24 protein-coding genes and 2 other RNA genes are annotated in these 24,966 nt (G+C 60.2%); 7 read left to right on the top strand and 19 right to left on the bottom strand.

What is annotated here, in order from left to right; all coding sequences use genetic code 11:
* Positions 1-233: 233 nt before the first annotated feature.
* The 7 genes from MTP43_RS06315 to MTP43_RS06285 form a co-directional block, all read right to left on the bottom strand.
* A complete protein-coding gene (locus MTP43_RS06315) occupies positions 234-1,595 on the bottom strand; it encodes an MATE family efflux transporter (RefSeq protein ID WP_015538358.1) in 1,362 nt (453 codons plus the stop codon).
* A 190-nt stretch (positions 1,596-1,785) separates the two neighbouring features.
* A complete protein-coding gene (locus MTP43_RS06310) occupies positions 1,786-2,568 on the bottom strand; it encodes an amino acid ABC transporter ATP-binding protein (protein WP_015538357.1) in 783 nt (260 codons plus the stop codon).
* A 16-nt stretch (positions 2,569-2,584) separates the two neighbouring features.
* Positions 2,585-3,232, bottom strand: a complete 648-nt coding sequence (locus MTP43_RS06305) for an amino acid ABC transporter permease (RefSeq protein WP_005926715.1) — start codon at positions 3,230-3,232, stop codon at positions 2,585-2,587.
* A 44-nt stretch (positions 3,233-3,276) separates the two neighbouring features.
* Positions 3,277-4,119: a transporter substrate-binding domain-containing protein gene (locus tag MTP43_RS06300; RefSeq protein WP_097786198.1), complete on the bottom strand. Its 843-nt coding sequence runs from the start codon at positions 4,117-4,119 to the stop codon at positions 3,277-3,279.
* A gap of 279 nt (positions 4,120-4,398) precedes the next feature.
* Positions 4,399-5,427, bottom strand: a complete 1,029-nt coding sequence (locus MTP43_RS06295; RefSeq protein WP_015538354.1) for a hypothetical protein — start codon at positions 5,425-5,427, stop codon at positions 4,399-4,401.
* A 91-nt stretch (positions 5,428-5,518) separates the two neighbouring features.
* The gene (gene cls, locus MTP43_RS06290) at positions 5,519-7,060 is read right to left on the bottom strand and encodes a cardiolipin synthase (RefSeq protein ID WP_015538353.1); all 1,542 of its coding nucleotides are present in this window, start codon (positions 7,058-7,060) and stop codon (positions 5,519-5,521) included.
* 163 nt (positions 7,061-7,223) lie between these two features.
* A complete protein-coding gene (locus MTP43_RS06285; protein ID WP_113620965.1) occupies positions 7,224-8,072 on the bottom strand; it encodes a DegV family protein in 849 nt (282 codons plus the stop codon).
* A gap of 258 nt (positions 8,073-8,330) precedes the next feature.
* Between MTP43_RS06285 and MTP43_RS06280 the strand changes: the two genes are divergently transcribed.
* Positions 8,331-8,873, top strand: coding sequence for a DUF1836 domain-containing protein (locus MTP43_RS06280; RefSeq protein WP_112091045.1), 543 nt, complete (start codon positions 8,331-8,333; stop codon positions 8,871-8,873).
* Positions 8,874-8,973: 100 nt separating this feature from the next.
* Here MTP43_RS06280 and MTP43_RS06275 read toward each other — a convergent pair whose 3' ends face one another.
* From MTP43_RS06275 to pta, 9 genes are all read right to left on the bottom strand, one after another.
* The gene (locus tag MTP43_RS06275; RefSeq protein WP_097770331.1) at positions 8,974-9,261 is read right to left on the bottom strand and encodes a helix-turn-helix domain-containing protein; all 288 of its coding nucleotides are present in this window, start codon (positions 9,259-9,261) and stop codon (positions 8,974-8,976) included.
* The gene (locus tag MTP43_RS06270; RefSeq protein WP_113620964.1) at positions 9,258-9,617 is read right to left on the bottom strand and encodes a type II toxin-antitoxin system RelE/ParE family toxin; all 360 of its coding nucleotides are present in this window, start codon (positions 9,615-9,617) and stop codon (positions 9,258-9,260) included. Before MTP43_RS06270 ends, MTP43_RS06275 begins: the two co-directional genes overlap by 4 nt.
* Before the next feature lie 159 nt (positions 9,618-9,776).
* Positions 9,777-10,127, bottom strand: a transfer-messenger RNA (tmRNA) gene (ssrA, locus tag MTP43_RS06265).
* 72 nt (positions 10,128-10,199) lie between these two features.
* Complete coding sequence (smpB, locus tag MTP43_RS06260) at positions 10,200-10,682, bottom strand: SsrA-binding protein SmpB (protein ID WP_005926732.1); 483 nt, start codon at positions 10,680-10,682, stop codon at positions 10,200-10,202.
* A 101-nt stretch (positions 10,683-10,783) separates the two neighbouring features.
* Positions 10,784-11,383: a recombination mediator RecR gene (gene recR, locus MTP43_RS06255; protein ID WP_112120842.1), complete on the bottom strand. Its 600-nt coding sequence runs from the start codon at positions 11,381-11,383 to the stop codon at positions 10,784-10,786.
* 19 nt (positions 11,384-11,402) lie between these two features.
* Positions 11,403-11,741, bottom strand: a complete 339-nt coding sequence (locus MTP43_RS06250; RefSeq protein WP_015538350.1) for a YbaB/EbfC family nucleoid-associated protein — start codon at positions 11,739-11,741, stop codon at positions 11,403-11,405.
* Between the two features lie 30 nt (positions 11,742-11,771).
* On the bottom strand, positions 11,772-13,658 hold the full coding sequence (gene dnaX, locus MTP43_RS06245; protein ID WP_113620963.1) for a DNA polymerase III subunit gamma/tau: 1,887 nt from the start codon (positions 13,656-13,658) through the stop codon (positions 11,772-11,774).
* 90 nt (positions 13,659-13,748) lie between these two features.
* Positions 13,749-13,847, bottom strand: an RNA gene (ffs, locus tag MTP43_RS06240) — signal recognition particle sRNA small type.
* A gap of 145 nt (positions 13,848-13,992) precedes the next feature.
* Positions 13,993-15,018: a phosphate acetyltransferase gene (pta, locus tag MTP43_RS06235; protein WP_055184761.1), complete on the bottom strand. Its 1,026-nt coding sequence runs from the start codon at positions 15,016-15,018 to the stop codon at positions 13,993-13,995.
* 196 nt (positions 15,019-15,214) lie between these two features.
* Between pta and MTP43_RS06230 the strand changes: the two genes are divergently transcribed.
* From MTP43_RS06230 to MTP43_RS06220, 3 genes are read left to right on the top strand one after another with little or no spacing between them, the layout of a single operon-like run.
* The gene (locus MTP43_RS06230; RefSeq protein ID WP_113620962.1) at positions 15,215-15,787 is read left to right on the top strand and encodes a uracil-DNA glycosylase; all 573 of its coding nucleotides are present in this window, start codon (positions 15,215-15,217) and stop codon (positions 15,785-15,787) included.
* Positions 15,788-15,846: 59 nt separating this feature from the next.
* On the top strand, positions 15,847-16,932 hold the full coding sequence (locus MTP43_RS06225) for a hypothetical protein (protein WP_113620961.1): 1,086 nt from the start codon (positions 15,847-15,849) through the stop codon (positions 16,930-16,932).
* A gap of 27 nt (positions 16,933-16,959) precedes the next feature.
* On the top strand, positions 16,960-19,446 hold the full coding sequence (locus MTP43_RS06220) for an ATP-dependent DNA helicase (RefSeq protein ID WP_113620960.1): 2,487 nt from the start codon (positions 16,960-16,962) through the stop codon (positions 19,444-19,446).
* Positions 19,447-19,719: 273 nt separating this feature from the next.
* Here MTP43_RS06220 and MTP43_RS06215 read toward each other — a convergent pair whose 3' ends face one another.
* A complete protein-coding gene (locus tag MTP43_RS06215; protein WP_113620959.1) occupies positions 19,720-20,235 on the bottom strand; it encodes a cob(I)yrinic acid a,c-diamide adenosyltransferase in 516 nt (171 codons plus the stop codon).
* 91 nt (positions 20,236-20,326) lie between these two features.
* A complete protein-coding gene (glyA, locus tag MTP43_RS06210) occupies positions 20,327-21,580 on the bottom strand; it encodes a serine hydroxymethyltransferase (RefSeq protein WP_097783810.1) in 1,254 nt (417 codons plus the stop codon).
* Between the two features lie 230 nt (positions 21,581-21,810).
* On the opposite strand from glyA, the gene MTP43_RS06205 reads away from it, so the two are divergent.
* The 3 genes from MTP43_RS06205 to MTP43_RS06195 are packed head-to-tail and all read left to right on the top strand — an operon-like array spanning position 21,811 to position 23,892.
* Positions 21,811-22,383 (top strand): 5-formyltetrahydrofolate cyclo-ligase, encoded by a 573-nt coding sequence (locus MTP43_RS06205; RefSeq protein WP_113620958.1) that lies wholly within the window; start codon positions 21,811-21,813, stop codon positions 22,381-22,383.
* Positions 22,374-23,009 (top strand): cyclodeaminase/cyclohydrolase family protein, encoded by a 636-nt coding sequence (locus MTP43_RS06200; RefSeq protein WP_015538343.1) that lies wholly within the window; start codon positions 22,374-22,376, stop codon positions 23,007-23,009. The genes MTP43_RS06205 and MTP43_RS06200 overlap by 10 nt, the downstream gene beginning before the upstream one ends.
* A gap of 22 nt (positions 23,010-23,031) precedes the next feature.
* On the top strand, positions 23,032-23,892 hold the full coding sequence (locus tag MTP43_RS06195) for a bifunctional 5,10-methylenetetrahydrofolate dehydrogenase/5,10-methenyltetrahydrofolate cyclohydrolase (protein WP_015538342.1): 861 nt from the start codon (positions 23,032-23,034) through the stop codon (positions 23,890-23,892).
* An 84-nt stretch (positions 23,893-23,976) separates the two neighbouring features.
* On the opposite strand, the gene MTP43_RS06190 is transcribed toward MTP43_RS06195, so the two are convergent.
* Positions 23,977-24,930 carry a phospho-N-acetylmuramoyl-pentapeptide-transferase gene (locus tag MTP43_RS06190; protein ID WP_015538341.1) on the bottom strand — a complete coding sequence of 318 codons (954 nt, stop codon included), beginning with the start codon at positions 24,928-24,930 and terminating at the stop codon, positions 23,977-23,979.
* Positions 24,931-24,966: the final 36 nt, after the last annotated feature.

Raw genomic sequence — 24,966 nt, 5'->3', positions numbered from 1 at the left:
TTCGCCTCTCTTTTTGTATTTTCCCGCCCGCCGCAATTGCGGGCATTGCCCCGGCAGTGCGGCTATTCATCCCGAAAACAGCCGTCCCCTTAGCCTTCACCCCTTGGGGGGGAAGCCATTAAGCAAACCAGCTTTTCAAAGACTTATAACCCCTGCCCTGTTACGGCAAAAGCCGTATTTAATTTTTATTATAGCATGAAAGGGCGAAAAGAAAAAGCATTTTTTATGAACCCTTACTGCACCTTTGCGGCGGCTTCCTGCTGCTTTTCCTTTTGCAGTCTGCGGAACACCACAAAATAGGCCGGGATCAGGAAGAAGCAGGCAAAGAGCCATGCCACCGGGCTTGCGATGCAGGCGGCAAAGTAGCCCCACAGCGGCACGAACCAGAAGCCCACCATGGCGCGGGCGATCATTTCAGCCACACCGGCAAACATGGCAAGGCCGGAGTGTCCCAGACCCTGAATGGTGTAGCGGTAGATGATAAGCACTGCCAGCGGGATGTAGAACACACTGTTCCAGAAGATGAAGTCCTGCGCATTGGCCATAATGGCGGTCTCGCCTGCGTCCAAAAACAGGCCGATCAGGGGCTTGTCCAGCACGCGCAGGATGAGGAAGGAGGCCACGCTGTACACGCAGCCGATGCCCAGTGCGGTGTTCACGCCGCGGTTCACGCGGCCCAGATCCTTCGCGCCCATATTCTGGCTGGTGTAGGTGGTCATGGCGGTGCCGATGCTCTCCAGCGGCACGCTGAGGAACTGCGCAGCCTTGCCGCCGGCGGTCTGCGCGGCTACGATATCGCTGCCCAGACCGTTCACCGCGCCCTGCAGCACCACGCTGCCGATGGCAGTAATACTGCACTGCAGACCCATGGGGAGGCCCATGGCGCAAAGCTTTGCGCAGTGCGGAGCGCTGATGCGCCCTTCTTCCTTATTCCAGCGCAGTTCCGGGTAGTGGCGCATGATGTAAATAAGGCTGCCGATGCCTGCCACAGCCTGACTGAACACGGTGGCAAAAGCCGCGCCGAACACGCCCATGTTGAACAGGATGATGCAGGCAAGGTCCAGCCCGATGTTCAGCACGCTGGCCACCAGCAGGAAATACAGCGGGCGCTTGCTGTCGCCCAGTGCACGCATCAGGGCGCTGGTCACATTATAAAGCAGCGTGAAGGGGATGCCTGCAAAAATGGTGCGGATATAGATATCCGCAAGGTCGATGATATCGGCCGGGGTGTTCGTCCACACCAGCACCAGATGGGTCATTGCCACCGTAACGATGGTAAGCACCGTGGCAAAGGCGATGGACAGCCACACGGTATTGGCGGTGTAGCGGCGCATCTCGTGGTGGTCGTGGGCGCCGAAGGTCCATGAGATGGGGATGGAAAAGCCACAGGCAATGCCGTTGACAAAGCCCAGCACCAGATAGTTCAAACCGCCCACACTGCCTACCGCCGCCAGTGCTTCCACGCCCACGAACCGCCCCACGATGATGGTATCGGCCAGATTGTAGAACTGCTGGAACAGGCTGCCCAGCATCAGCGGCACAGCAAAGGCAAGCAGCAGCTTCAGCGGACTGCCCTGCGTCATATCTTTGGTCATGGAAATATACCTCCTGCCCACACAAAAAAGATGGATGTTCGCATTTTTGCCGTGAAAAACGCCCTGCCGGAAAAGCGGCAGGACGTTGTAAGGATTCATGAGTGGTATTATAGCGGAGCAGCGCCGGTTTTACAAGACTTGGTTTGCATCAACATTTCCATTTTTTTGCCCAAAGAATTGGTTATTTTGCTCATTCCGCGTAGTGTGCCAGAAACTGTTTGGTGCGCTGTTCCCGCGGGTGGTCGATCAGCTGCTTTGCAGGGCCTTCTTCCACCACCACGCCGCCGTCCATAAACAGGATGCGGTCGGCCACATCCCGGGCAAAGTGCATCTCGTGGGTCACGATGATCATGGTGGTCTTGCGGTCGGCCAGCTCCCGCAGCACCCGCAGCACCTCACCGGTCAGTTCCGGGTCAAGGGCGCTGGTGGGCTCGTCGAAGCAGAGGATGTCCGGGTGCAGCGCCAGCGCCCGGGCAATGGCCACCCGCTGCTGCTGCCCGCCGGAAAGCTGGTGCGGGTAGTGGTCTGCCCGCTCCGAAAGCCCCATCTGCGCCAGCAGTTCCCGCGCCTGCTGTTCCAGCTGGGCGTGCATCGCCTTTTTGTTGGCGCGGTAGTCCGGGCGCTCCTTTGCCAGCAGCTCCCCTGCCAGCATCACGTTCTGCAAGGCGGTATACTGCGGGAAGAGGTTGAAGTTCTGGAACACCAGCCCGAAGTGCAGCCGCTTTTTGCGGATCTCGCTCTCCCGCTGGGTGGCGGGGTCGGCGGCGTCCCACATGGTCTCGCCGTTCACCCGGATGCAGCCGGTGTCCGGCCGCTCCAGAAAGTTCAGGCAGCGCAGCAGGGTGGTCTTGCCGGAGCCGGACGAGCCGATGATGGCCAGCGCCTCGCCCTGCTCTAAGGTAAGAGAAATGTCCTTTAAGACCTTTGTATCTCCGAAATTTTTGCCAATGCCGGAGGCTTCCAGTAATGCCATATTCTTAAAACCCTCCTCAGCAGCGGAAATAATCCAGTTTCTTTTCAGCCCAGTTGAACAACAGGGTGAGCGCGCCTACAAACACAAGGAAGAACAGCGCCGTGGAGAACAGCGGCCAGATCAAGCCCTTTGCGCTGTACTCCTTGGCCATCATGATGATCTCCTTGTTGGCGATGGTGTTTGCCAGCGAGGTGTCCTTGACAAGGGTGATGATCTCGTTGCCCATGGGCGGCAGGATGCGCTTGACCACCTGTAGTAGAGTGACCTTGAAAAAGATCTGCGTGCGGGTCATGCCCAGCACCTGCCCGGCTTCGGTCTGCCCTTTGGGCACGGCCTCGATGCCGCCGCGGTAGATCTCGGAAAAATAGCAGGCGTAGTTGATGGCAAAGGCTACCACCGCCGCCACCATGCGCCCGCCGGAGCCGGAGGGCCACGGATTATTCATGCCCAGCAGGCCGGGGCCCAGATAAATGACGATGATCTGCAGCATCAGCGGCGTACCGCGGATGACCCAGACAAAGGTCTTTACCGCACCGGAAAGCAGCCTGCACCGGCTCATGGAGCCAAAGGCCACCACCAGCCCCAGCGGCAGCGCAAACAGCAGCGTAAGGGCAAACAGCTCACAGTTGAGCAGGAACGCGCCGGAAAGGCGCCCAAGGATCACAGACACAAAAACACACCCATCTATCGTTTTGTTTTACGCCCGGCTCAGTCGGCCAGCGCCAGCTCGTACTTCTCGGCCAGTGCCTGCATGGTGCCGTCAGCCTTCAGCTCGTCAAAGGCGGCGTCCACTGCGGCGGCGGCATCACTGCCCTTGCGGAAGGCCACGCCGTACTCCTCGGCGTTCAGCTCGTCCACGATCTTCAGGCTTGCATAGTCGGTGCCTTCCCCGATCATGGCGTTGGCAAGGGTCAGATCCAGCACAGCGGCATCTGCCGTACCGGCAGCCACTTCCATCAGGCAGTCGGTCTGCACGCTCTTGGAAACGTAGTCTGCCTTTGCAAGGTTCTCATCGCCCTGAATGGCGGCTTCACCGGCAGAACCCGCCTCAGCCACCACGGTCTTACCGGCAAGGTCGGCGGTGGAGGTGTAGGCGGTGCTCTCCTTGACCACCACGACCTGTGCGTTCTTGGCGTAGGCCTTGGTGGTGGCGGTGTTTGCCATGATATCTTCGGTCAGGGTCATGCCGTTCCAGATGCAGTCGATGCTCTTGGCGTCCAGCTCCACCACCTTGGTGTCCCAGTTGATCTCCACGAACTCCGGCTCTACGCCCAGCTTTGCGCACACAGCAGTGGCAAGTTCGGTATCAAAGCCGGTAAAGTTGCCGTCGGCGTCGGTGTAGTTCATGGGCTCGTACACGGTATAGCCGATGACCATTTTGCCCTTGCCCTTGATGTAGTCCAGATCGCTGCCCGCTGCGGAAGAAGTCGAACCGGCTGCGCTGCCGGAAGCAGATGCCGCAGCAGAGGTGGATGCACTGCCGCCGCAGGCTGCAAGGCTCAGTGCCAGAGCACCGGCCAGAAATGCACTTGCAATACGCTTGAGTTTCATATCTTTTTCCTCCCATGGGGGACGTTCTGCGTCCCGCTTCCTTCTCGATTTACCATTTTACCATGCTAAAGTGGTAAACTGTGGTTATAGAATAGCGCGTTTGTCGCCGTTTTGCAAGAGGAAACCTTTATTTTTTGCACAATGCACTGCTTTGCCCCGCCTGTAAGCCCGCTTTTTGTGGGAAAGTGTGCACATACCCCTTCCGGCTTTGCGCCTGAGGGGGTATCCATAAAAAATCCCCCCGCACTTTTTGTGCAGAGGGACATCCTGTTTTTATGATTACTGCTCCGCCATGGCCTTCAGCGCCGCTTTTTGCAGGTCGGTAACTGAGATGGTGCACAGCGCCTTCAGGTCGGCATCCGTGCCGTCTGCGGAGAGCTTGCCGATCTCCACGGCGTTTTTGCCCTTCAGATAGCCGCACCAGCCTGCGCTGTGCTCGTACCATTCCTTGCCTAACGCGCTTGCGCTGCGCATTCCGTAACGGTCGCCCAGCTCGTTTTTGGTGTACACCGGCTCCCGCGGGGCAGACACAGTACCATCCGCGCTGACGGAAAGCTCCGGCTCGGTCATATCGCCGATGGCGCTGGTCACCCGGGCGTTCTCGTCCATGGTCACCACCGCCAGCGTGATCTTAGCCTGCACCTGCGCGTCCTTGTCGTCTGTGCCCGCAAGCCCCTGTGGCATTTCGGCCACCTCTACACCCAGTTTGACCGTATCGCCCCGGGCAGCACCCAGCACCTGTGCATTCTCGCAGGCGCGGACAACAGCATCCCGGTAACGGTCCACCGCGATGGTGCAGCCGGAGAGAAGGTCTGCCTCCGTGGGCTTGCCGTCCGCATCCGTTTTCAGCTTCTTCACTTCGTCCGGAGTCTTGCCCTCAAGCCAGCTGCCAAAGGCATCTGCCTGCTCTGCCCAGCCCTTTTTCAGACCGGACACCTCTGCCAGTGGGTAGTCTTTCCCTTTCTGGCGCTTGGTGCGGGTGTCGGTGGGGGTGGTCACCTTGCCGGTGCTGTCCGCACTGACTGAAAGCTCCAACTCGTCCAGTGTTACCCCGGCCAGCTTGCCGTCTGCATCCAGCAGCACGGCAGCCGCTACGGTGTGGATGTTGCCCGCACGGTCTGTGCCGGTCGTCTCGGTCAGGACCCCCAGCCCGGTGCGCCACGCCGCGCTTTGCGCCGCGCTGCTGCCCACAGAGGTGCTGCCGCTCACAGAACCGGAGCTGCTGCCGGAGTTTCCCCCGCCACAGCCGGTCAATGTCAGTGCTGCCGCCAGCGTGCAGCACAAAAACCAACGCGATGCCTGTTTCATATCGTCACATACGCTCCCTTTCCGTGCCTGCATTGCAGACGCAGGCTTTGGAGCTAGTGTACCCCGCCGCGCGGGTTTTATGAGCAAATGTTTACATCAGCGGGCTTAACAGCCGCAGCACGCTGTCCAGCACCGTACCCACCAGACCGGTGCGGCAGTCCGCGCACTGCACCTCCCGGCACTGGGGCAGGGTGCGGCGCACATCGTCCCGCAGGGTCAGCACCTGGCTGTTTTGCAGCAGCAGCACCCCGCACTCGAAGTGCAGAAACATACTGCGGTAGTCCATATTGATGCTGCCCACCACCGCCGCGCGGTCATCGCTGACGCAGCACTTGGCGTGGAGAAAGCCCGGGGTGTACTCGTAGATACGCACCCCCGCCCGCAGCAGGGGCAGATAGTACGAGCGGCTCAGCCGGAACACCAGCTTTTTGTCCGGGATGCCCGGCAGCACCAGCCGCACATCCACCCCGCGCTTGGCGGCGTTGCGCAGCGCGTCCAGCATCTCCTCGCCGATGGCGAGATAGGGCGTATAAAAATAAACGTACTGCTGTGCTTGTGCCAGAATATCCAGATAGACCGTTTCTGCCACCGGCTCTTCGTCCAGCGGGCTGTCTGCGTAGGGCTGTACTACTCCATCGCTGGCGGGCAGCACCGCAAGCTGCGGACGGAAGGCGCTGTAATCCTGCTCAAAGGGCCGGAAGGCGTTCCAGAAATCCAGAAACATTACGGTAAAGTTCCACACCGCAGTGCCCTCGATGCGCAGGCCCGCGTCCTTCCAGTAGCCGAAGCGGGTGATCGCGTTGATATATTCGTCTGCCAGATTGATGCCGCCGGTGTAGGCTACTTTGCCGTCTATCACCACGATCTTGCGGTGGTCGCGGTGGTTCATCACCAGCGAGAGCAGCGGCACCACCGGGTTAAAGGGGATGCAGCGGATATGCGCCCGCTCCATGCGCACCACAAAGTCCTTGGGCAGACCCAGCAGGCTGCCGAAGTCATCGTAGATCAGCCGCACGTCCACCCCCTGCGCCGCTTTGCGCCGCAGAATGTCCTCCACGCCCTGCCACATCTTGCCCTGACTGATGATAAAAAACTCCAGAAAGATGCTCTTCTCTGCCTTTTCAAGGTCGGCCAGCAATGCCGGGTACATGGCCTCACCGCAGGAAAAATACCGGGCGGTGGTGTTCTTCCATGCAGGATAGCAGCCGTATTGGGTCAGGTAGCGGCTCACGCCCCGGTTTTCATCGCACAGCCCGGCGGTCTGTCCGGGCTGCTGGGCGCGGTCTGCCCGGTGCGCCTGCTCCACCGCCTGCATTTTGCTGCGCAGACGGCGGGAGGGCCGCTTGTTGCCAAAGGCCAGATACAGTGCCCCGCCCAGCAGCGGCAACAGCCCGATGAGGGCGATCCAGCCCACCTTATAGGCGCTGTTTTCGTCCTTGCGCACCAGATACAGAATGATCAGCAGGCTTAACCCATTGAGCACCCCGGTGACCCACACCCGCGCCGTGCCGGTGGTGAGGGCAAAAAACACCCACGCCAGCCATGCAAGCTGCAGCGCCACCAGCACCACCGTGACCGTGATGCGGTTGAGGATGCGGTTGAAAAACTTGACGATCGGCAACCGAAACAGCATACCATCTCCCCTTTCCGTGTTTCAATACGGTTAAGTATAACGCGGTTTTTCACCCTTTGCAAGTTTTTGGTGTCGGGTGCACCGGAATTATTCCTCGTAAAAAAATTCACCGGAGCGTCCGCAGATGCCCCGGTGAATCAAGATCTTATTCTATATTTTCTGCTCAGACGGTGGGTGCTTCGTTATCCTCGTAGCCCACCATCAGGCCGCCGTACTCCGCATAGTAGCTGCACAGCGCGCCGCAGGTGCCTACCTCCACCTTGGCCTCCGGGAACACGGCATGGACCATGTGCTTCAGCCGCTCCGCAGCGGCAGCGTTGCAGCAGTGGTCGATATGCACCCGGCCGTTGGTCAGGCCGTGCGCCTTCATTTCCAGCACCATGCGCTCCAGTGCACCGTGCTCGCCGCGGGTCTTGCACAGAACCTCCAGATCACCGGCATCGCTGGCCTGCCCGATGACCCGGATGCCCAGCATCCGCGCCACAGCAGCCACAGCGGGCTTCACGCGGCCATTGCGGGCAAGGTTTGCCAGAGATTCCAGCGCAAACAGCAGATGAGTGTGCTCATGGTACGCCCGGATCTCCTCACATACGGTATCAAAGGGCTTGCCGGCCTTGATCAGCGCCGCCAAACGCTCCACCAGCAGCCGGGACTCCGCACCAGTAGACAGGCTGTCCAGCACAAAGACCCGCGCGCCCTCGTGGCTCTGCTCGTACTCCTCGCCCGCCAGCAGTGCAGCGTTATAGGCACCGGACAGCGTACCGGTAATGGTCACAACGTACACCTCGTCTGCGCCCTCGTAGGCGGTGAGCCAGTCCGAGATGTTGGGGCAGGAGGTGCTGGTGCGGCCCTTATAGGTGCGCATCATCTGAGCCAGCGCGGGGGCATCCACCTCTTCGGTGTCCACATACTCCTGCTCATCGGTCAGGATCTTCAGCGGCACGCAGGCAAAATCCACATCGGGGAGCTGGTACACATTTGCAGAGGAATCTACAATGATCTTGCTTTTCATATTTTTCTCCACTTTCAAGCGGCGCAATGCCGCGGTCATTCCTTTGTTTGTGACCATCATAGCAGTTTTTCAAAACCCTGTCAACTGTTTTTTCAAATTCTTTTACAAAGTTTTCGTTGCCCGTTGACCATTTTTTCAAAATGCAGTATACTATTTTACAGGCAGAAGTGCTTTTGCGGAAAGCAATTGCCCTTCCTTTGCACAAAAACAACGTTCCTGCTTGCAAAAAGTGCAGGAGCATGAACGGAACAAGATACTATGAAAGCTGAAACCAAACTCCGCGTTGCGGCGTGTGCTGCGGGCTTTGCCCTGCCCCGGTACAACGATCTCCCCTCGGTAGGGCTGTATCTGGACCAGACGGTGCAGTTCGTCAACGGCTACTTCCGCAGCTTCTGCGGGGTGGAACTGACCCCCTCTATGGTAAGCAACTACGTCAAAAAAGGGGTGGTGGATCACCCCATCCGCAAAAAATACACCCGGGATCAGATCGCATCCCTGATGTACATTGCAGTCTCCAAAACGGTGCTCTCGATCGAAAATATCGACACCCTGTTCAAAATGCAGCGGGAGCACTGCTCCGCCGGGACAGCCTACGATATCTTCTGCGAGGAACTGGAGGCCAGTCTTTCCGTGGTGTTCGGCAGCAAAGCAGCCCAGCCGGAGACTGTGCTCAACGACGAGCGTCTGCTGCTGCGCAGCACCATTTTTGCAGCGGTCAACAAAATGTATCTGGACTGCTGCTTCGATGCCTTGCGGCAGGAGCAGGCTCTGTGGTCGGATATCCTGCCGGATCTGGCGTGACAGTACAAAATAATATTGCAGGCACAAAAAAACCACCCGGAAACGCAAGTTTTCGGGTGGTTTTTGTTGGCAGACAGGCTAAACCATATCCGATGCCAAATCATTTTGCAGATGCGGGAACAAACTCGATTTTAACTTTCATTCCCATTCCGGCTGCAAGCCGCTGTAGGGTGCGAAGCGACGGATTCGCGTTTCCACGTTCCAGCTTGCTGATGTCGGTCTGTGCAATGCCCGTGCGCTCCGAGAGCTGCTTCTGGGTCAAGCCGCTTTCCTTGCGCGCCTTGAGCATGGCTTCGATCACGGAAAATTCCGGGTCAAGTGCGTCCCATTCGGCCTTGAATTCAGGGTCTTTCATCTGTTCATTCAAAAAATCATTGAAGTTTGTCATTTGGAATTCTCCTTTCGGGTAAGATACTCTATGCGATATTGTTTTGCCAGTGTGATCTCCGAAGCAGGTGTTTTCTGAGTCTTTTTGATAAAGCCATTTGTAAGGATCACCCTTTTACCGATCACGAAGAAGTACAGCACACGGGTGATGTCTGAGCCAAATTTAGTGCGGATCTCAAAAATTCCATCGTCCAGTGCTTTGGAATAGGGTTCTCTTAAAAATGGCCCTTCTTCACGGAGCAGGGCGACTGTACGCAAAACCTTGGCCTGCATTTTCTTATCCAGACTCAGGATAAACTCTTTCGCAGGCTCAGAGCCATCGGGCTTATCGTAAAATTCAATTTCATATTCCTGCATGGCCGTACTTCCTTCAAATAGCGGATTTATCTCATATCCAGTATAGCGGATATATCCTCTATTGTCAAGAGTATCCTTCCGCTCCCTTCTCTACAAACAAAAATCCCGCAGAACCCAGCGATTTAACGCCAGATTCTGCGGGTTCTACCGCGTTGCGGTTGGTGGAGGCGATGGGAGTCGAACCCATGTCCGAAAAGAGCTCAGTGTAGGTATCTCCGGGTGCAGGCGATCTACAACATTCCCGCCGCGCCACGCCGATCGTCAGGCTAGCGCTTTGGTAGCTTCATGAGTTCCTGCCGGTCCGCAAAGCTTAGGTCCGTTCAGGTGCTGTGTCTAAAGGACGCCCCGACCCCACACGACACAAGAGTGGGCGGAACGCGCAGCACTCAGGCTGCGAGCAACTGATAATTATTGTTGTCAGTTAATTTTTTTGGAGGAGTTATAGAGCAGTTCCCCCACTGCTACCCGCTGCCCAGACCTTGCTCCCCCCGTCGAAACCTTTACGCCCCCATATAAAGCACATCTTGCGATGTGCGGAAAGCTTGGTTTTCTGCGGTGAGCCGCAGTCTGCAATTGGAATGCTTAATAGTACTTGCCGTTGGACTTCACAGCCCGGTCAATGGAGCGCTTTGCATCGCGCTGGGCGGCATCGGCACGCTTGTCGTACAGCTTTTTGCCCTTGCACAAGCCCACTTCCATTTTTACGCGGCCATGCTTGAAATAAAGCGAGAGCGGCACCAGCGTATAGCCCTGCAGCTTGCACTGCTGGTGCAGACGCCGGATCTCACTTTTGTGCGCCAGAAGCCGCCGGACACGCATGGGGTCCTGATTGAACAGGTTGCCGTGGTCGTAGGGGCTGATGTGCATCCCCTTTACCAGCAGCTCACCATTTTCAATATCTACCCAGCTGTCCTTCAGGTTGACCCCGCCGGCCCGCAGGCTTTTCACCTCGGTGCCTTTGAGTTCCACACCGGTCTCCAGCGCTTCCAGAACAAAATACTCGTGGCGCGCTTCGCGGTTGGTGGCGATGCTCTTGGTCGCCGGGCGCTCCTTTGTGGGTGCCATGCTGCGCGCCTCCTTTCTCCGTTCCGTTTGTTGTTTCAGTATACCATTTTTTCAGGGTAATGCAAGGGCTGTTTCTGACAGAATTGTAAATTTTTACACACTCACAGCTCTCCCCGGCCGGAAAGTGCCCGGTACAGGGTGGTCTCGTCCGCGTATTCCAGGCTGGCGCCCACCGGCAGACCGGAGGCCAGCCGGGTGACCCGGATGCCCAGCGGCTTGATGAGCTTTGCCAGATACATGGCGGTAGCCTCGCCCTCCACGGTGGGGTTCATGGCCATGATGACCTCCTTCACCGTGTCGTCCTTCAGCCGCGCCAGCAGCTCCTTGACGGTGAGCTGCTCTGCGCCCACACCGGCCAGCGGGTCCAGCAGACCATGCAGCACATGGTACAGGCCGTTATACTCCCGGGTGCGCTCAAAGGCCTGCACGTCCCGGGGCTTTTCCACCACGCAGATCACCGAGGTGTCCCGCTTGGCGCTGGCGCACACCGGGCACAGGTCAGCGTCCGTAAAGTTTTGGCAGATGCGGCACCGATGCAGCCGGGTGTGCGCACCGCGGATGGCATCGGCCAGCGCCGCAGCGTCCTTATCCGACATACTCAGCACCTGATAGGCCATGCGGGTAGCACCCTTGCGGCCCACGCCCTGAAACTTGCCGAACTCCTCGATCAGCTTTTCCAGCGGTGCGGCAGTGTAGTCCATGGTATCTCCCCTTCCCGGTTCAGAGACCCGGAATGTTCAGGCCGCCGGTCAGCTTGCCCATCTCGGCCTCGGCGGTCTCATCCACCTGCTTCACGGTGGCGTTGATGGCAGCAGCCACCATGTCTTCCAGCATCTCGATGTCATCTGGGTCCACAGCCTCGGGCTTGATGGTGATGGACAGCACCTCATGCTTGCCGTTCATCTTTACGGTCACCATCTCACCGGCGGCGCTGCCGGTGTACTCGGCGGCTTCCAACTCGGCCTGCTTGCTCTTCATGTCCTCCTGCATCTTCTGAGCCTGACGCATCAAGGCGTTCATATCGGGGCGGCCGTAGCCTGCGGGCATTCTTGCTTTCATAATGGTATTCTCCTTTATTATAAACAATTTTTATCGCTTTTTGCGGGCGGTATCCTCAATGCTGACCTCTAACCCCAGTTTTTCCAGCGCCAGAAGGGACTGCTCCGCGTTAGAGGCGGTCTTTCCGGCTGTTTTGGGCTCGTAAGGGCCGATGGGCACCGGCACGCCGGATACCTCGGCGATCAGCTTTTTGATCAGCTTCTGACTGTCCTTGTTCACCCGGATAAAATCCCGGAAGGTCTTGCCGCCGTCGATCAGCACGCGGGTGCCGTCAAAGTAAGCCTTGGACTTGCGCAGATACATATACAGCATGGGGTCGATGCCTTCCAGCTTCTGCACGATCTGTCCCCAGTACGGGAAGGGGTTCGTGCCCTGCTGCGCCACGCTGCGGGGCTTGGTCAGCACCGGGTCGGCAGGGTGCTCCTGCACCGGGGCAGGCGGTTCCTCTGCTGCCGGGGCAGGCTGTGCAGGCTCTGCAGGGGCGGGCTTCTCCGGCTGACTGACCGGCTCCGGCTCCTCCGGCGGCGGTGCCTGCGGGGCAGGCTCGTCCCACGGCAGGGCGGCATCGCTCTGCTGTACCGGCGGTTCCTCTGGCATGGGCGGCAGCTCGTCCGCAGGGGCGGGCGTTGCTTCCTGCGCGGCAAGCTGCGGAGGGGTCTGCTGCACGGCAGGGGCAGGTTCTGCTACTGCTGCCGGGGTCTGGGGTGCAGTTGCTGCCGGTGCGGGCTGCACCGGGGCGCTGGCAAAGGGCTGCACCGCTGCCGCAAAGGGACGGGGTGCTTCCGACTGTGCCGTGCGGGCAGGGGCTGCCTGTACCGTTACCGCCTGCATCTGCTGGGGCGGCTCGGACAGGCTGAACAGTGCCAGTTCCAGCTCGATGCGCTGGTCGCTGCCACGGGTCATGTGCTCCAGCGCCGTGCCCAAAGTGCGGATGGCGCGGATGGCTTCTCGCTGCCCCATCTCCGGGCCTTTTTGCAGGTACAGCGCCTCTTCCTCCGGCGATACACCGGACAGCAGCGCCTGCCCGCCGGGCAGCGCCGCCAGCATCAGGGCGCGGTAATGGGCGATCAATTCCTCGGTCAGGCGCTTCACGTCCACCGACTGCTGCCGCAGCTGTGCCAGCTGTGCCAGCGCGGCGGCTGCATCCTGTGCTTCCAAGGCGTCCGAAATGTGGAACAGGTAGCTGCGGTCGGTCACACCCGCCATGCGGCGCACCACATCCGCGTCAATTTTGGCGGTGACGCCGGCGCAGGTGTCCAGAATGGACAGTGCATCGCGCAGCGCACCATCGGCCAGACGGGCGATCAGCTCCGCGCCGTCGGAGGTCAGCTCCAGCTTTTCCTCACCGGCGATATACTCCACCCGCCGGGCGATATCCTCCGGCCCGATGCGGGTAAAATCGTACCGCTGGCAGCGGGAGAGGATGGTGGCGGGCACTTTCTGGATTTCGGTGGTCGCCAGAATGAAGATAACGTGTGCGGGGGGCTCTTCCAGCGTTTTCAGCAGCGCATTAAAGGCCGCTGTGGACAGCATGTGCACCTCATCGATGATATACACCTTATACTGGCAGGCGCTGGGGGTGTAGGCGGTCTCGTCCCGCAGGTCGCGGATATCATCCACGCCGTTGTTGGAGGCTGCGTCCATCTCCACCACGTCCAGCAGGCTGCCGTTGTCGATGCCTTTGCAGATCTCGCACTCCCCGCAGGGGTCGCCACCCTCCGGGTGCAGGCAGTTGACCGCCTTTGCAAAAATTTTGGCGCAGGTGGTCTTGCCGGTGCCGCGCACGCCGGTAAACAGATACGCATGGCCTACGCGCCCTGCGGTGATCTGGTTTTTCAGGGCGGTCACGATAGCACGCTGGCCCACCACATCCTCAAACCGCTGGGGTCTCCATTTGCGGTAAAGCGCACGATACATGGCGTTTTCTCCCCTTTCCCGGCCTTTGCGGCAAAAATAAAAGGACAGCGCTCGACGGGGTTTTGTCCCCGCCTTGCGTAACTCGGCATACGGATGCAGGCTTACTGAAACGCACGAACGCACTGCTTAAGGCTGCTTGGTTCCCCACCTGACCTGGTTCACAGCGAGCCCATCGTACAGGACCCGCATCCGTATGCCGAACCACGCAGCAGGCGCTGTCCGACACATCCTTGTGGATGCTAAGATATTGTACCATAAACCCCGCCGGATTGCAAGAGGGGGCAAAACAAAAAGGAGAAGCCCGAAGGCTTCTCCTCGTTTGTGCTAAAACTGTTTAAGACTGGCAAGCGGTGATCAGGCTCATCTTGTAGACTTCGTCTGCGTTGCAGCCGCGGGACAGATCGTTGATGGGTGCGTTCAGACCCTGCAGGATGGGGCCGTAGGCAGCGTAGCCGCCCAGACGCTGTGCGATCTTATAGCCGATGTTGCCGGCCTCGATGCAGGGGAAGATGAAGGTGTTGGCCTGACCAGCCACCTTGCTGCCCTTGCACTTGACCTGTGCGACCTCGGGAGCAACGGCTGCGTCAAACTGCAGCTCGCCGTCCACAGCCAGCTCGGGATCCATCTCCTGAGCCTTGATGGTAGCGTCGTGGCTCAGTGCCACGGTGCCGCCCTTGCCGGAGCCCTTGGTGGAGAAGCTCAGCACAGCCACCTTCGGGTCGATGCCGAACAGCTTTGCGGTGCGGGCAGTCTCCACAGCCACCTCTGCCAGCTTGGAAGCGGCAGAGATCTTGACCTCGCCGGTAGCCTTATCGACGGTATCGGTGTAATCAATGTTGACAGCGCAGTCGCCCATGGCAATGCGCTTCAGACCCTCTTCGCCGCAGTCGCGGTCCAGAATAAAGCAGGAGCTCACCAGATGTGCGCCCTTCTTGGTCTTGACCAGCTGCAGAGCGGGACGGATGGTGTCGGCGGTGGAGTAGGTAGCGCCGCCCAGCAGGCAGTCTGCCTTGCCCATCTTCACCAGCATGGTGCCAAAGTAGTTGGACTTCTTCAGCAGGGCGGTGCACTCCTCTGCGGACTGCTTGCCCTTGCGCAGCTCCACCATGGTGCTGACCATCTCATCAAAACCGGCGTAGTTCTCCGGGTCGATGATCTCGGCAGCGGAAATATCAAAGTTACCGGCGGCGGCAGCAGCCTTGCACTCTGCCTCGTTGCCCACCATAACGACCTTCAGCACGCCCTCGGCCAGCAGCTTGCTTGCGGCCTCCAGAATGCGGGGGTCATTGCCCTCGGTGAACACGATCGTCTTGGGATTTGCCTTCAGCTGTGCTACCAGCGGTGCAAACATATCAGCCATTGTGATTACCTCCGAAAATGCTTTCCAAAATTTGCATTCCGTGTCTGTTGGACACAAGGATGCCTTTCTTCTTTATTCTAGCACAGACGGCAAAAAGTTCAAGACAAAATTGTGTTTTTGTGCTATATTTTAGGGGAGAAACCTTTGTTTTATTTGTGAATAAAATATCATACCAGTTTTAAAGGAGATGTTCTCCATGGATATGGATACTTTAAAGGCTGAATGCCTTGCCTGCACCCGGTGCGAGCTGTGCGCCACCCGGACGAACGTGGTGTTCGGGCAGGGCGTGCCGGACGCCGAGGTGCTGTTTGTGGGCGAGGGCCCCGGCCAGAGCGAGGACGAGCAGGGTCTGCCTTTTGTGGGGCGCAGCGGGCAGCTGCTGGACAAATACCTGTTTGCCATCGACCTTGACCGCAAAAAGAACTGCTATATCGCCAACATCGTCAAGTGCCGCCCGCCCCAGAACCGCGACCCGCTGCCCGCCGAGAGCGAAGCCTGTATGCCGTGGCTGCGGGAGCAGTTCCGGCTGCTGCAGCCCAAGATCGTGGTCTGCCTTGGGCGCATTGCCGCCCAGCGGATGATCCGGCAGGATTTTTCCGTCACCCGGGAGCACGGGCAGATCATCAATAAGGGCGGCATCCTGTTCATGGGCACCTTCCACCCCGCCGCCCTGCTGCGCCAGCCCCAGAATAAGCCCGAAGCCTTTGCGGACTTTACCGTGCTGCGGGACACCATTGCCGCCGTGTGCGAGCATACCTATAATAGGTAAGGTCAGGAACCAACCGCGCCGCTTTTGCATACTGTAAAGCAAAAGCGAGGTGTTTTTGTATGGAAAGTTCCGTGCATCCTTCTGTGGATTTCTTTTTGGGCGCTACAACGCCCGCCGGGTTCAAGGGTTACTTTGCGCCGCTGCGCCGGGAGCCCGGGATGCAGCTGGTGCTGCTCAAAAGCGGGCCGGGCTGCGGCAAGTCTACTTTGATGAAGCGTCTGGCGCGCGCCGCACAGGAGAAAGGCGAGCCCATCCAGCGCATCCACTGCGCCAGCGACCCCGACAGTCTGGACGGGGTGGTGTTCCTGCGGCAGAAACGCGCCATCATCGACGCCACCGCGCCCCATGTGGTGGAGCCGGAAGCCCCCGGCGCAGACGAGCGTGTGCTGAGTTTGTACCACACCATCGATGCCGATGCCCTGCACTCCCACAAGGACGAGGTGACCGCCCTGTTTGCCCGAAACCAGCTGCTGCGCAGCCGGGCGGCGCGGTATGTGGCCTCGGCGGGCAGCCTGCTGCTGGACAGCCGCCGCGCCGAAGCGTGCAGTGCAAACTTTGAGAAGGTGCGCCGCTACGTCAAGCGGCTGTGCACCCGCCTGTTGCCCCGCACCGAGGAGATGGGCTCTGAAGAGCTGCGGCTGCTCTCTGCCATCACGCCCAAGGGCGAGGTGTTCTATCAGGGCACGGTGCAGGCGCTGGCCGACCGGTGTATCCTTTTCCGGGACGACTACGGGGCAGTGTCCCGTCTGCTGCTGGAGCTCATCCGTGCCGAGACGCTGGCGCGGGGCTACCACATCATCACCTGCCCCTGCGCCATGCACCCGGAGGACAAGATCGACCACATTATCATCCCCTCCCTGCGGCTGGCATTTTTGACCGACAACCGCTGGCATCCGGTGCGGCTATCTGCCGCGCAGACCGTGCGGTGCAGCCGTTTTGTGGACAGGGAGAACCTTTCCGCCTGCCGGGCACGGCTGCGTTTCAACGAGCGCGCCGCCGCCGAATTGCTGGAACAGGCCTGTGCCCTGATGGCGCAGGCAAAAAGCTGCCACGATGAACTGGAGACCTACTACCGCACTGCCGTGGACTTTGCACAGGTGGATGCCGCAGCCGCTCAGTGCATGGAACTGTTCGGGGTAGGATAACGTAAAAACCAACGGAGGTGAAACGCCTTGGCAAGCATCCATCTGCCCATCCGGCAGCTGGTGGAATTTTTGCTGCGCACCGGCAGTATCGACAGCCGCTTTACCGGCTTTGACCGCGCCAACGAGGGTGCACGCATCCACCGCAGGCTGCAAAAAGCCGCCGGGGAGGGTTATCAGGCTGAGGTGTTCCTCAGCACGGAGCGGGAAGCCTGCGGCATCGCCTTTACGCTGGAAGGCCGGGCAGACGGCATTTTCACCGATGAAATCGGCACTGTGACCATCGACGAGATCAAGACCACCACCGTCCCCTATGAGGAGATCACCGAGGAACTGAACCCCTGCCACTGGGCGCAGGGCATGGTGTATGCCGCCATTTACAGCAGCCAGCAGGGGCTGGAAACGCTGGCGGTGCGGCTGACCTATTACCAAGTTGATACCGACCAAATTCAGCGCTTTACCCGGCAGTTCACCCGGCAGCAGCTGGAGCAGTTTTTGCAGCAGCTTTTAACGCAGTATGCCCCGTGGGCGCAGCGGCAGCTGGACTGGGACACCCGGCGCAGCCAGAGCCTTGCGGCGCTGCAATTCCCCTTTGCGGAGTACCGCCCCGGGCAGCGGGCGCTGGCGGGCGAGGTGTACCGCGCCTGCCGCGCCGGAAAAAGCGCCGACCGCAAGGGCGGTACCCGCGTTTTTTGTCAGGCACCTACCGGCATCGGCAAGACCATGAGCGCGCTCTTCCCTGCCCTGAAAGCCATGGGCGAGGGCTGCGGCGCAAAGCTGTTTTACCTGACCGCCCGCAACACCACCCAAGCCGCCGCCGAGGACGCGGTAGCGCGGCTGCGTGCCGCACAGCCCGGTCTTGCCCTGCGCAGCGTGACCCTGACCGCCAAGGAAAAGGCATGTCTGCACCCGGACGCCGAAGGGCACCCCGCCTGTCTGCCGGAGGTGTGCCCCTTTGCCAACGGCTATTACGACCGCCGCAAGGACGCTCTGGCCGCTTTGCTGGACGGCAGCGGCAGTTTCAGCCGCGCCGCGCTGGCAGACACCGCCCGGCAGTTCTCGGTGTGCCCCTTTGAGTTGGGGCTGGACTTGAGCGAGTGGTGCGATGTGGTCATCGGGGACTACAACTATCTGTTTGACCCTGTGGTGCACCTCAAGCGCTTTTTTGATGCCGCCGGGGACTGGCTGTTCCTCATTGACGAAGCGCACAACCTGCCGGACAGAGCCCGCGCCATGTACTCGGCGCAGTTTGCCAAAAGCAGCCTGACCGAAGCAAAGCGGGCGCTGGGCAAGGGCAAAAGCAGCCTGAAAACCGCGCTAACCAAGGCGGATAAGGTCTTTCTGGCTGCGCGCAGAGCCTGCGCACAGGCTGCGCCCCGCACAGGTGCAGAGCCCGCCGGGGAGACCGAGCCTACGCAGGTGAGCCTTTTGCCCGCCGAAGCTGCCCCGGATTTTGCCCTGCCGCAGCCGCTGTATGCCCGGGATGGCACCGTGTTTTTGCAGCAGCTGCCCGCCGCCTTGTCCGCCGCTCTGCGGGCGGTGCATACTCCCTTGCAGGACTGGCTGGAACAGAACCCTGACGACCCCGCCCACGCGCAGCTGCTGGAACTCTACTTTGCCTTGCAGGACATCGCCCGCGCGGCTGACCGGTACGACAGCCATTTTGTCACCCAGCTCACCGCCCGGGGCAGTGAGCTGGAGCTGCATCTGCTCTGCTTAGACCCCGCGCCCTTTGTGGATGCCAGTCTGGCAGCAGGGCGCAGCGCGGCGCTGTTCAGTGCCACATTGACCCCGCCCGCTTTCTACCGCAACGTACTGGGCTGCGCCAATGCCCGGGCGGTGGCGCTTCCAAGCCCTTTCCCGCCGGAAAATCTGGGGCTGTTCTGCCTGCCGGGCATCTCCACCCGCTACCGCCAGCGGGAAGCCAGTGTGCCCGCCGTAGCCGATGCGCTGGCGGCGCTGGCAAAGGGCAAAACCGGCAACTATCTGGCGTTTTTCCCCAGCTACGCCTATTTGCAGCAGGTGCACGAAGCCTTTGCCGCCCGCTGGCCGGACATTTCCACCCTTGTGCAGCAGCGCAGTTTGGACGATGCCGGGCGCGCGGAGTTTCTGGCGCAGTTCGTGCCCCGCCCTGCCCAGACGCTGCTGGGCTTTGCCGTGATGGGTGGCATCTTCGGCGAGGGGGTAGACCTTGTGGGCGACCGGCTCATCGGGTGCGCCATCGTAGGGGTGGGTCTGCCGCAGGTGAACCCCCGGCAGGAGATGCTGCGCCGCTATTACGAGGAGCAGTCCGGCTGCGGTTTCGACTACGCCTACCGCTACCCGGGCATGAACAAGGTGCTGCAAGCCGCCGGGCGGGTGGTGCGCACCCCGCAGGACAAGGGCGTGGTGCTGCTTTTGGACGACCGCTTTGCGCAGCCCGACACCGCCCGCCTGTTCCCGCCGCACTGGCGGCACATCCAATATCTGCCCGGCACCGCCGCGCTGAAAACGGTGCTGGCAGGGTTCTGGGGTTAGCATCCTCGCCCTCTCAGTCAAAGCCTGTCGGCTTTGCCAGCTCTCCCAAAGGGAGAGCCTTTGGCAGTCCACGCAGACTTCATCTTTTTGCCAAGGCCTCTCCCTTTGGGAGAGGTGGCAGTGAGCGGAGCGAACTGACGGAGAGGGCGAGCCCGCTAACCGAAGGGCATACCTACTAAAGAAAAAGCATCTGCAACCAAATCACCAGCTTTCTGAAGCTCAGAAGCGACCGTTGCAGATGCTTTTTTGTCTGATACTTTAAGGATTATGCCCTTAATACTCCACGCCCTTCCGTGCGGCGATGCCCTTCTGGTAGGGGTGGCGGCGGCAACACATCTCTGTGAGGTAATCCGCCGCTTCCAGCATCCATGCGGGGGCTGCGTGGGCGGTCAGGACGCACTCCTGCCCGGCGGGGCGGTGCAGCACCGCCTGCTGCAACAGGGTTTTATCCACCATGTCCAGCTCCCACGCGCTGCCGGCTTCGTCCAGCACCAGCATATCACAGGGCTGCGCCAGCGCCGCCGCAAGATTTTTGTTCTGTAAAGCGCGGGTAGCGGCCTTTTCGGCTTCGTTCATCTGAAAGACGAATTTCTGCCCGGCCTTGCCCCGGTAAACGGTGGCGCCCAGCTGCTCCAGCAGCGGGATCTCGCCGCTCTGCCCGCCCTTTAAAAACTGCACGATGACCACACGTTTTCCGCTGCCCAGTGCCCGCAGGGCAAGCCCCATGGCGGCTGTGGTCTTGCCCTTGCCGTCGCCGTAATACAGATGCAAAAGGCCTAAGCTTTCCATCGTCTTTCTCCTTTTTTTGTAACAAAAGGCATCCGCAGCCCTGTATGCTTAGCAGAACGGCTGCGGATGCCTTGTTATTTACACGTTGCTTTTACTGGTACAGCGGGAACTCCCGGGTCAGGCGCAGGACGCGCTCGCTGATCTCGTCCTTCTTTTCCTCATAGTGCCAGATGCAGTCTGCAATGCAGTCCGCGATCACCTGCATCTCGGCTGCACCCATGCCACGGGTGGTGACAGCCGGGGTGCCCAGACGCACGCCGGAAGTCACAAAGGGGCTGCGGGTCTCGCCGGGGACGGTGTTCTTGTTGGCGGTAATGTGCACGCTGTCCAGACGCTGCTCCAAGTCCTTGCCGGTGCACTCCTCGTCCCGCAGGTCAATGAGCATCAGGTGGTTGTCGGTGCCGCCGGATACCAGCTTGACGCCGCGCTGCTGCAAAGCCGCAGCCAGTGCCTGTGCATTTTCTACGATCTTGCGGGCATATTCCTTGAACTCCGGCTTCAGTGCCTCGCCAAAGCAGACGGCCTTGGCTGCAATCACGTGCTCCAGCGGGCCGCCCTGCGTGCCGGGGAACACTGCCGAGTTGATGCGCTTGGCAATGATGGGGTTGTTGGTCAAAATCAGGCCGCCGCGGGGCCCGCGCAGGGTCTTGTGGGTGGTGGTGGTCACCACGTCGGCATAGGGCACGGGGCTCTGGTGCTGACCGCCCGCCACCAGACCGGCAATGTGCGCCATATCCACCATCAGATATGCACCGTAGCCGTGGGCGATCTCGGCCAGCTTTTCAAAGTCGATGGCGCGGGGGTAGGCAGAAGCGCCCGCCACCAGCATCTTGGGGCGCACCTTGCGCACCTGCTTTTCCAGCTCGGCGTAGTCGATCACTCCGTCTGCGCCGACGCCGTAGGAGATGAAGTGGTAGTTTTTACCGGACATATTCACCGGAGAACCATGGGTCAGGTGACCGCCCTGCGAAAGGTCCATACCCATAACAGTATCGCCCAACTCCAGCAGGGCAAAATACACGGCAAGGTTGGCCTGTGCGCCGGAATGGGGCTGGACGTTGGCGTACTTTGCCCCGAACAGCTGGCAGGCGCGCTGGATGGCAATATTCTCCACCTCGTCCACATAGACGCAGCCGCCGTAGTAGCGCTTGCCGGGCAGACCCTCGGCGTACTTGTTGGTCAGCACGCTGCCCATGGCTGCCATCACGGCGGGCGAAACGATGTTCTCGCTGGCGATCAGCTCAATGTTCTCGCGCTGACGGGTCAGTTCCCGCTCCATGGCTGCACCCAGTTCCGGGTCGGCTGCGTTGACCATGCCGATGGTGTCCATCATATCCTTGTACATTTTACTTGCCCCTCTCCACAAAATGTTGCAGGTTCTCTCAGCGCAGCGCCCGCGCGGCGCTTGCTGCTGTAAGATAATCATAGCAGAAAGCGGCGGCGGCTTCAATCCTCTTTTCGCCAAAAGGCTTGCTTTTTTTGTCTGAAGTGTTTATTATGTTTGTATAAAAATGCGCTGTCGATTTTGTATATTTTTCAAGTTTCTTCCCCCACAGGTGAAGCGAGGTGTTTTGTATGACCATTGCCGAGGAAAAACAGGCGCAGCGTACCGCCGGCCGTGCCGCCCGCAAAGCGCTGGATGCACCGCAGCGTGCTGCCGCCAATGCAGTCCTTTGCCGCCGGGTGCTGGAACTGGACGCCTACCGCACTGCCCATACCCTTTTGCTCTACGCAGCCTTTGGGGGCGAAGCCGACCTTGCCGCCGTGGCTGCCGAGGCCGCACGGCAGGGCAAGACGGTGGCCTACCCGGTGTGCGGCGAGGGCTTTTCCCTTACCGCAGCCGTGCCGGGCGCGGACGGCTGGGCGATGGGACAGTACGGTATCCGCACGCCTGTGCTGGAACGCTCTGCCCTTTTGCAGCCGGAGCAGCTGGATCTGGTGCTGGTGCCCTGCACCGCCTTTGACGCAGGCTGCTACCGGGTAGGCATGGGCAAGGGCTACTACGACCGCTACCTGCCCTACTGCACCCGGGCGGTGAAGATCGGCATTGCATTGGAGGTTCAGCGCGTCCCCCGCGCCGCCGTGGACGCCCACGACCAGCGGCTGGACGCCTTTGTAACAGAGAGGGGTATCTACACATGGAAATGAACGATTTAAGCTGCGCGCAGTTTCTGGCACAGCTTGCCAGCAAAGCGCCCACGCCGGGCGGCGGCGGCACGGCCGCGCTGGTGGGCGCTGCCGGTGTGGCACTGGGCAACATGGTGGGCTGCCTGACCACCGGCAAAAAAAAGTATGCCGTCGTGGAAGCGGACATTCAGGCACTGAACGCCCGGGCTGAAGCCCTTCGGCTGGAGCTGGAAGCGCTGGTGCAGGCCGATGCTGACGCCTTTACGCCGCTGGCTGCGGCCTACGGCCTGCCCAAGGACACCCCGGAGCAGGCCGCGCACAAGGCTTCTGTGCTGGAAGCCGCACTGGACGGTGCAAGCGCCGTGCCGCTGCAAATTATGGAAAAGTGCGCCGAGGGCATCGCGCTGGCGGGGCAGTACGCCGCCAAAGGCAGCGTGCTGGCAGTATCGGACGCAGGCTGCGCCGCCGTGCTGTGCAAGGCCGCCTTGCAGGCCGCAAGCCTGAATGTGTTTATTAACACCAAGCTGATGGCAGACCGCAGCCGCGCAGCCGCGCTGGACGCCCGGGCAGACGCATTGCTGGCAGAGTTTGTGCCCCGGGCAGACGAAACCTTCACCGCCGTCAGCGGGAAACTCCGCAATAAATAATATCACAAATGAGGGAAAGTATATGGCAACGATTTTAAAGGGCGCGCCGGTGGTGGCCGCCATGAACGAGCGCAACGCTTTGCTCTGCGAGCAGTTGAAAGCCAAGGGCATCACCCCCACGCTGGCCGTGGTGCGGGTGGGTGAGCGGGAGGATGACCTCTCCTACGAGCGGGGCGTAATGACCCGCTGCGGCAAGGTGGGCGTCGCCGTCCGGCAGTTCGTGCTGCCTGCCGATGCCACGCAGGAGCAGCTGCTCCGGGTACTGGACGAGGTGAACACAGACGACAGCATCCACGGCTGTCTTTTGTTCCGTCCCCTGCCCAAGCAGTTCGATGACCGCACCGTCCGCGCCGCCCTGCGCCCGGAAAAGGACATCGACGGCATTACGGACGGTTCGCTGGCCGGGGTGTTCACCAACACCGATCTGGGCTATGCTCCCTGCACCGCGCAGGCCTGCATGGAAATTTTGAAGTATTACAACGTCCCCCTTTCCGGCAAGCGTGCCGTGGTGGTGGGGCGCAGCCTTGTGGTGGGCAAGCCCGCTGCCATGATGCTGGACCGGGAAAACGCCACCGTCACCCTGTGCAACTCCCGCACCCGGAATCTGCCGGAAGTGTGCCGGCAGGCCGACATCGTGGTGGTGGCCATGGGCAAAATGGCGGCTGTGGGCGCGGACTGCCTGCGGGCAGGCCAGACGGTCGTGGACGTAGGCATCCATGTAAACGAGGAGGGCAAGCTGTGCGGTGACGTGCAGTTTGACGCCGCAGAGCCGGTGGTGGACGCCATCACCCCTGTGCCCGGCGGCGTAGGCACCGTGACCACCTCGGTGCTGGTAGGCCATGTGGTGCAGGCGGCGTGCAAAAAAGCCGGAGTAGAATGCTGAGAAGATCATTTTAAGACAGAGCAAGCCCGGAAAGTCCGCAGACTTTCCGGGCTTGCATTTTTACGGGCGGAATTGTAACGGGTATCAGCCCCGCACAAGGAGCAGCAGCAGGGCCGAGGCCACACACTGCAGGATCAGCCAGCGGGCTACCACCTGCTCATCACTCCAGCCCTTGCGCTTGCGCACATGGTCGTGGAGAGGGGTCAGGGTGTTTTTCAAGATCCAGATGTGCAGAAAACGCTTCAGGCTGATCTTCAGAATGCCCAAACTGCCATCTGCGATGAACACGATAGCCGCCAGCAGGAAGGCGAAGGGGTGGCCGCACTTGAGCGACAGCATGGCGATGAAAAAGCCCATGGCGCGGCTGCCGGCATCGCCCATCAGCAGGCTGGAGGGCTTGGCATTCAACCACAGGTAGGCCAGCAGCGCACCGATGAACACCACACCAGCCGTAGCATACGCACCCAGTTCGGTCTTATAAGCCAGCAGGTAGGTGCCAATGGTAACCACTGCCAGACTGGCGGAAAGGCCGTCCACACCATCGGTGCAGTTGACCACGTTGATGCTTGCCCAGATCAGGATGACGATGAGCAGCAGGTACACTGCATACGGCAGGGTGAAGCTCCACTGCAAAAAGTGTACGCCGCAGCCATTGAAGTTCAGGTAGGTGACGCCCGCCAGCACCGCGATGACAAAATCGATGATGCCTTTTTTGTACTCATTCCAGGCGGTTTCGGCGGCATCGTCCAGATAACCGGAGAGCATGGAGGCGATCAGCAGCACATTGTACACCACATACTCTGTGTTGAAGGGCAAAAACGCCAGCGACACCAGTGCGATGCACAGCACAAAGATCAATCCGGAGCCTCGCGCCTTGCCCTTGGAAAGCTCGCCGTTCACCGCAAAGGCGCGGCCGTGATCGTGGGGCAGTTTATCGCGGAAAATGGAATCTGTCAGGGCGGTCAGGGCAAATGCCAGCAAAAATGCCATGGCATCCACGCCCCGCTGCCCGATGACAGAGGTCAGCATTTGGATCATAAGATAACATTCCTCTTTCTTTCTGTATAGTACGTT

This window comes from Faecalibacterium sp. IP-1-18 (assembly GCF_023347355.1).
Classification (GTDB): domain Bacteria; phylum Bacillota; class Clostridia; order Oscillospirales; family Ruminococcaceae; genus Faecalibacterium; species Faecalibacterium prausnitzii.
The sequence above is the reverse complement of the archived record's forward strand: the minus strand, read 5'-3'. Positions and strand labels throughout refer to the sequence as shown.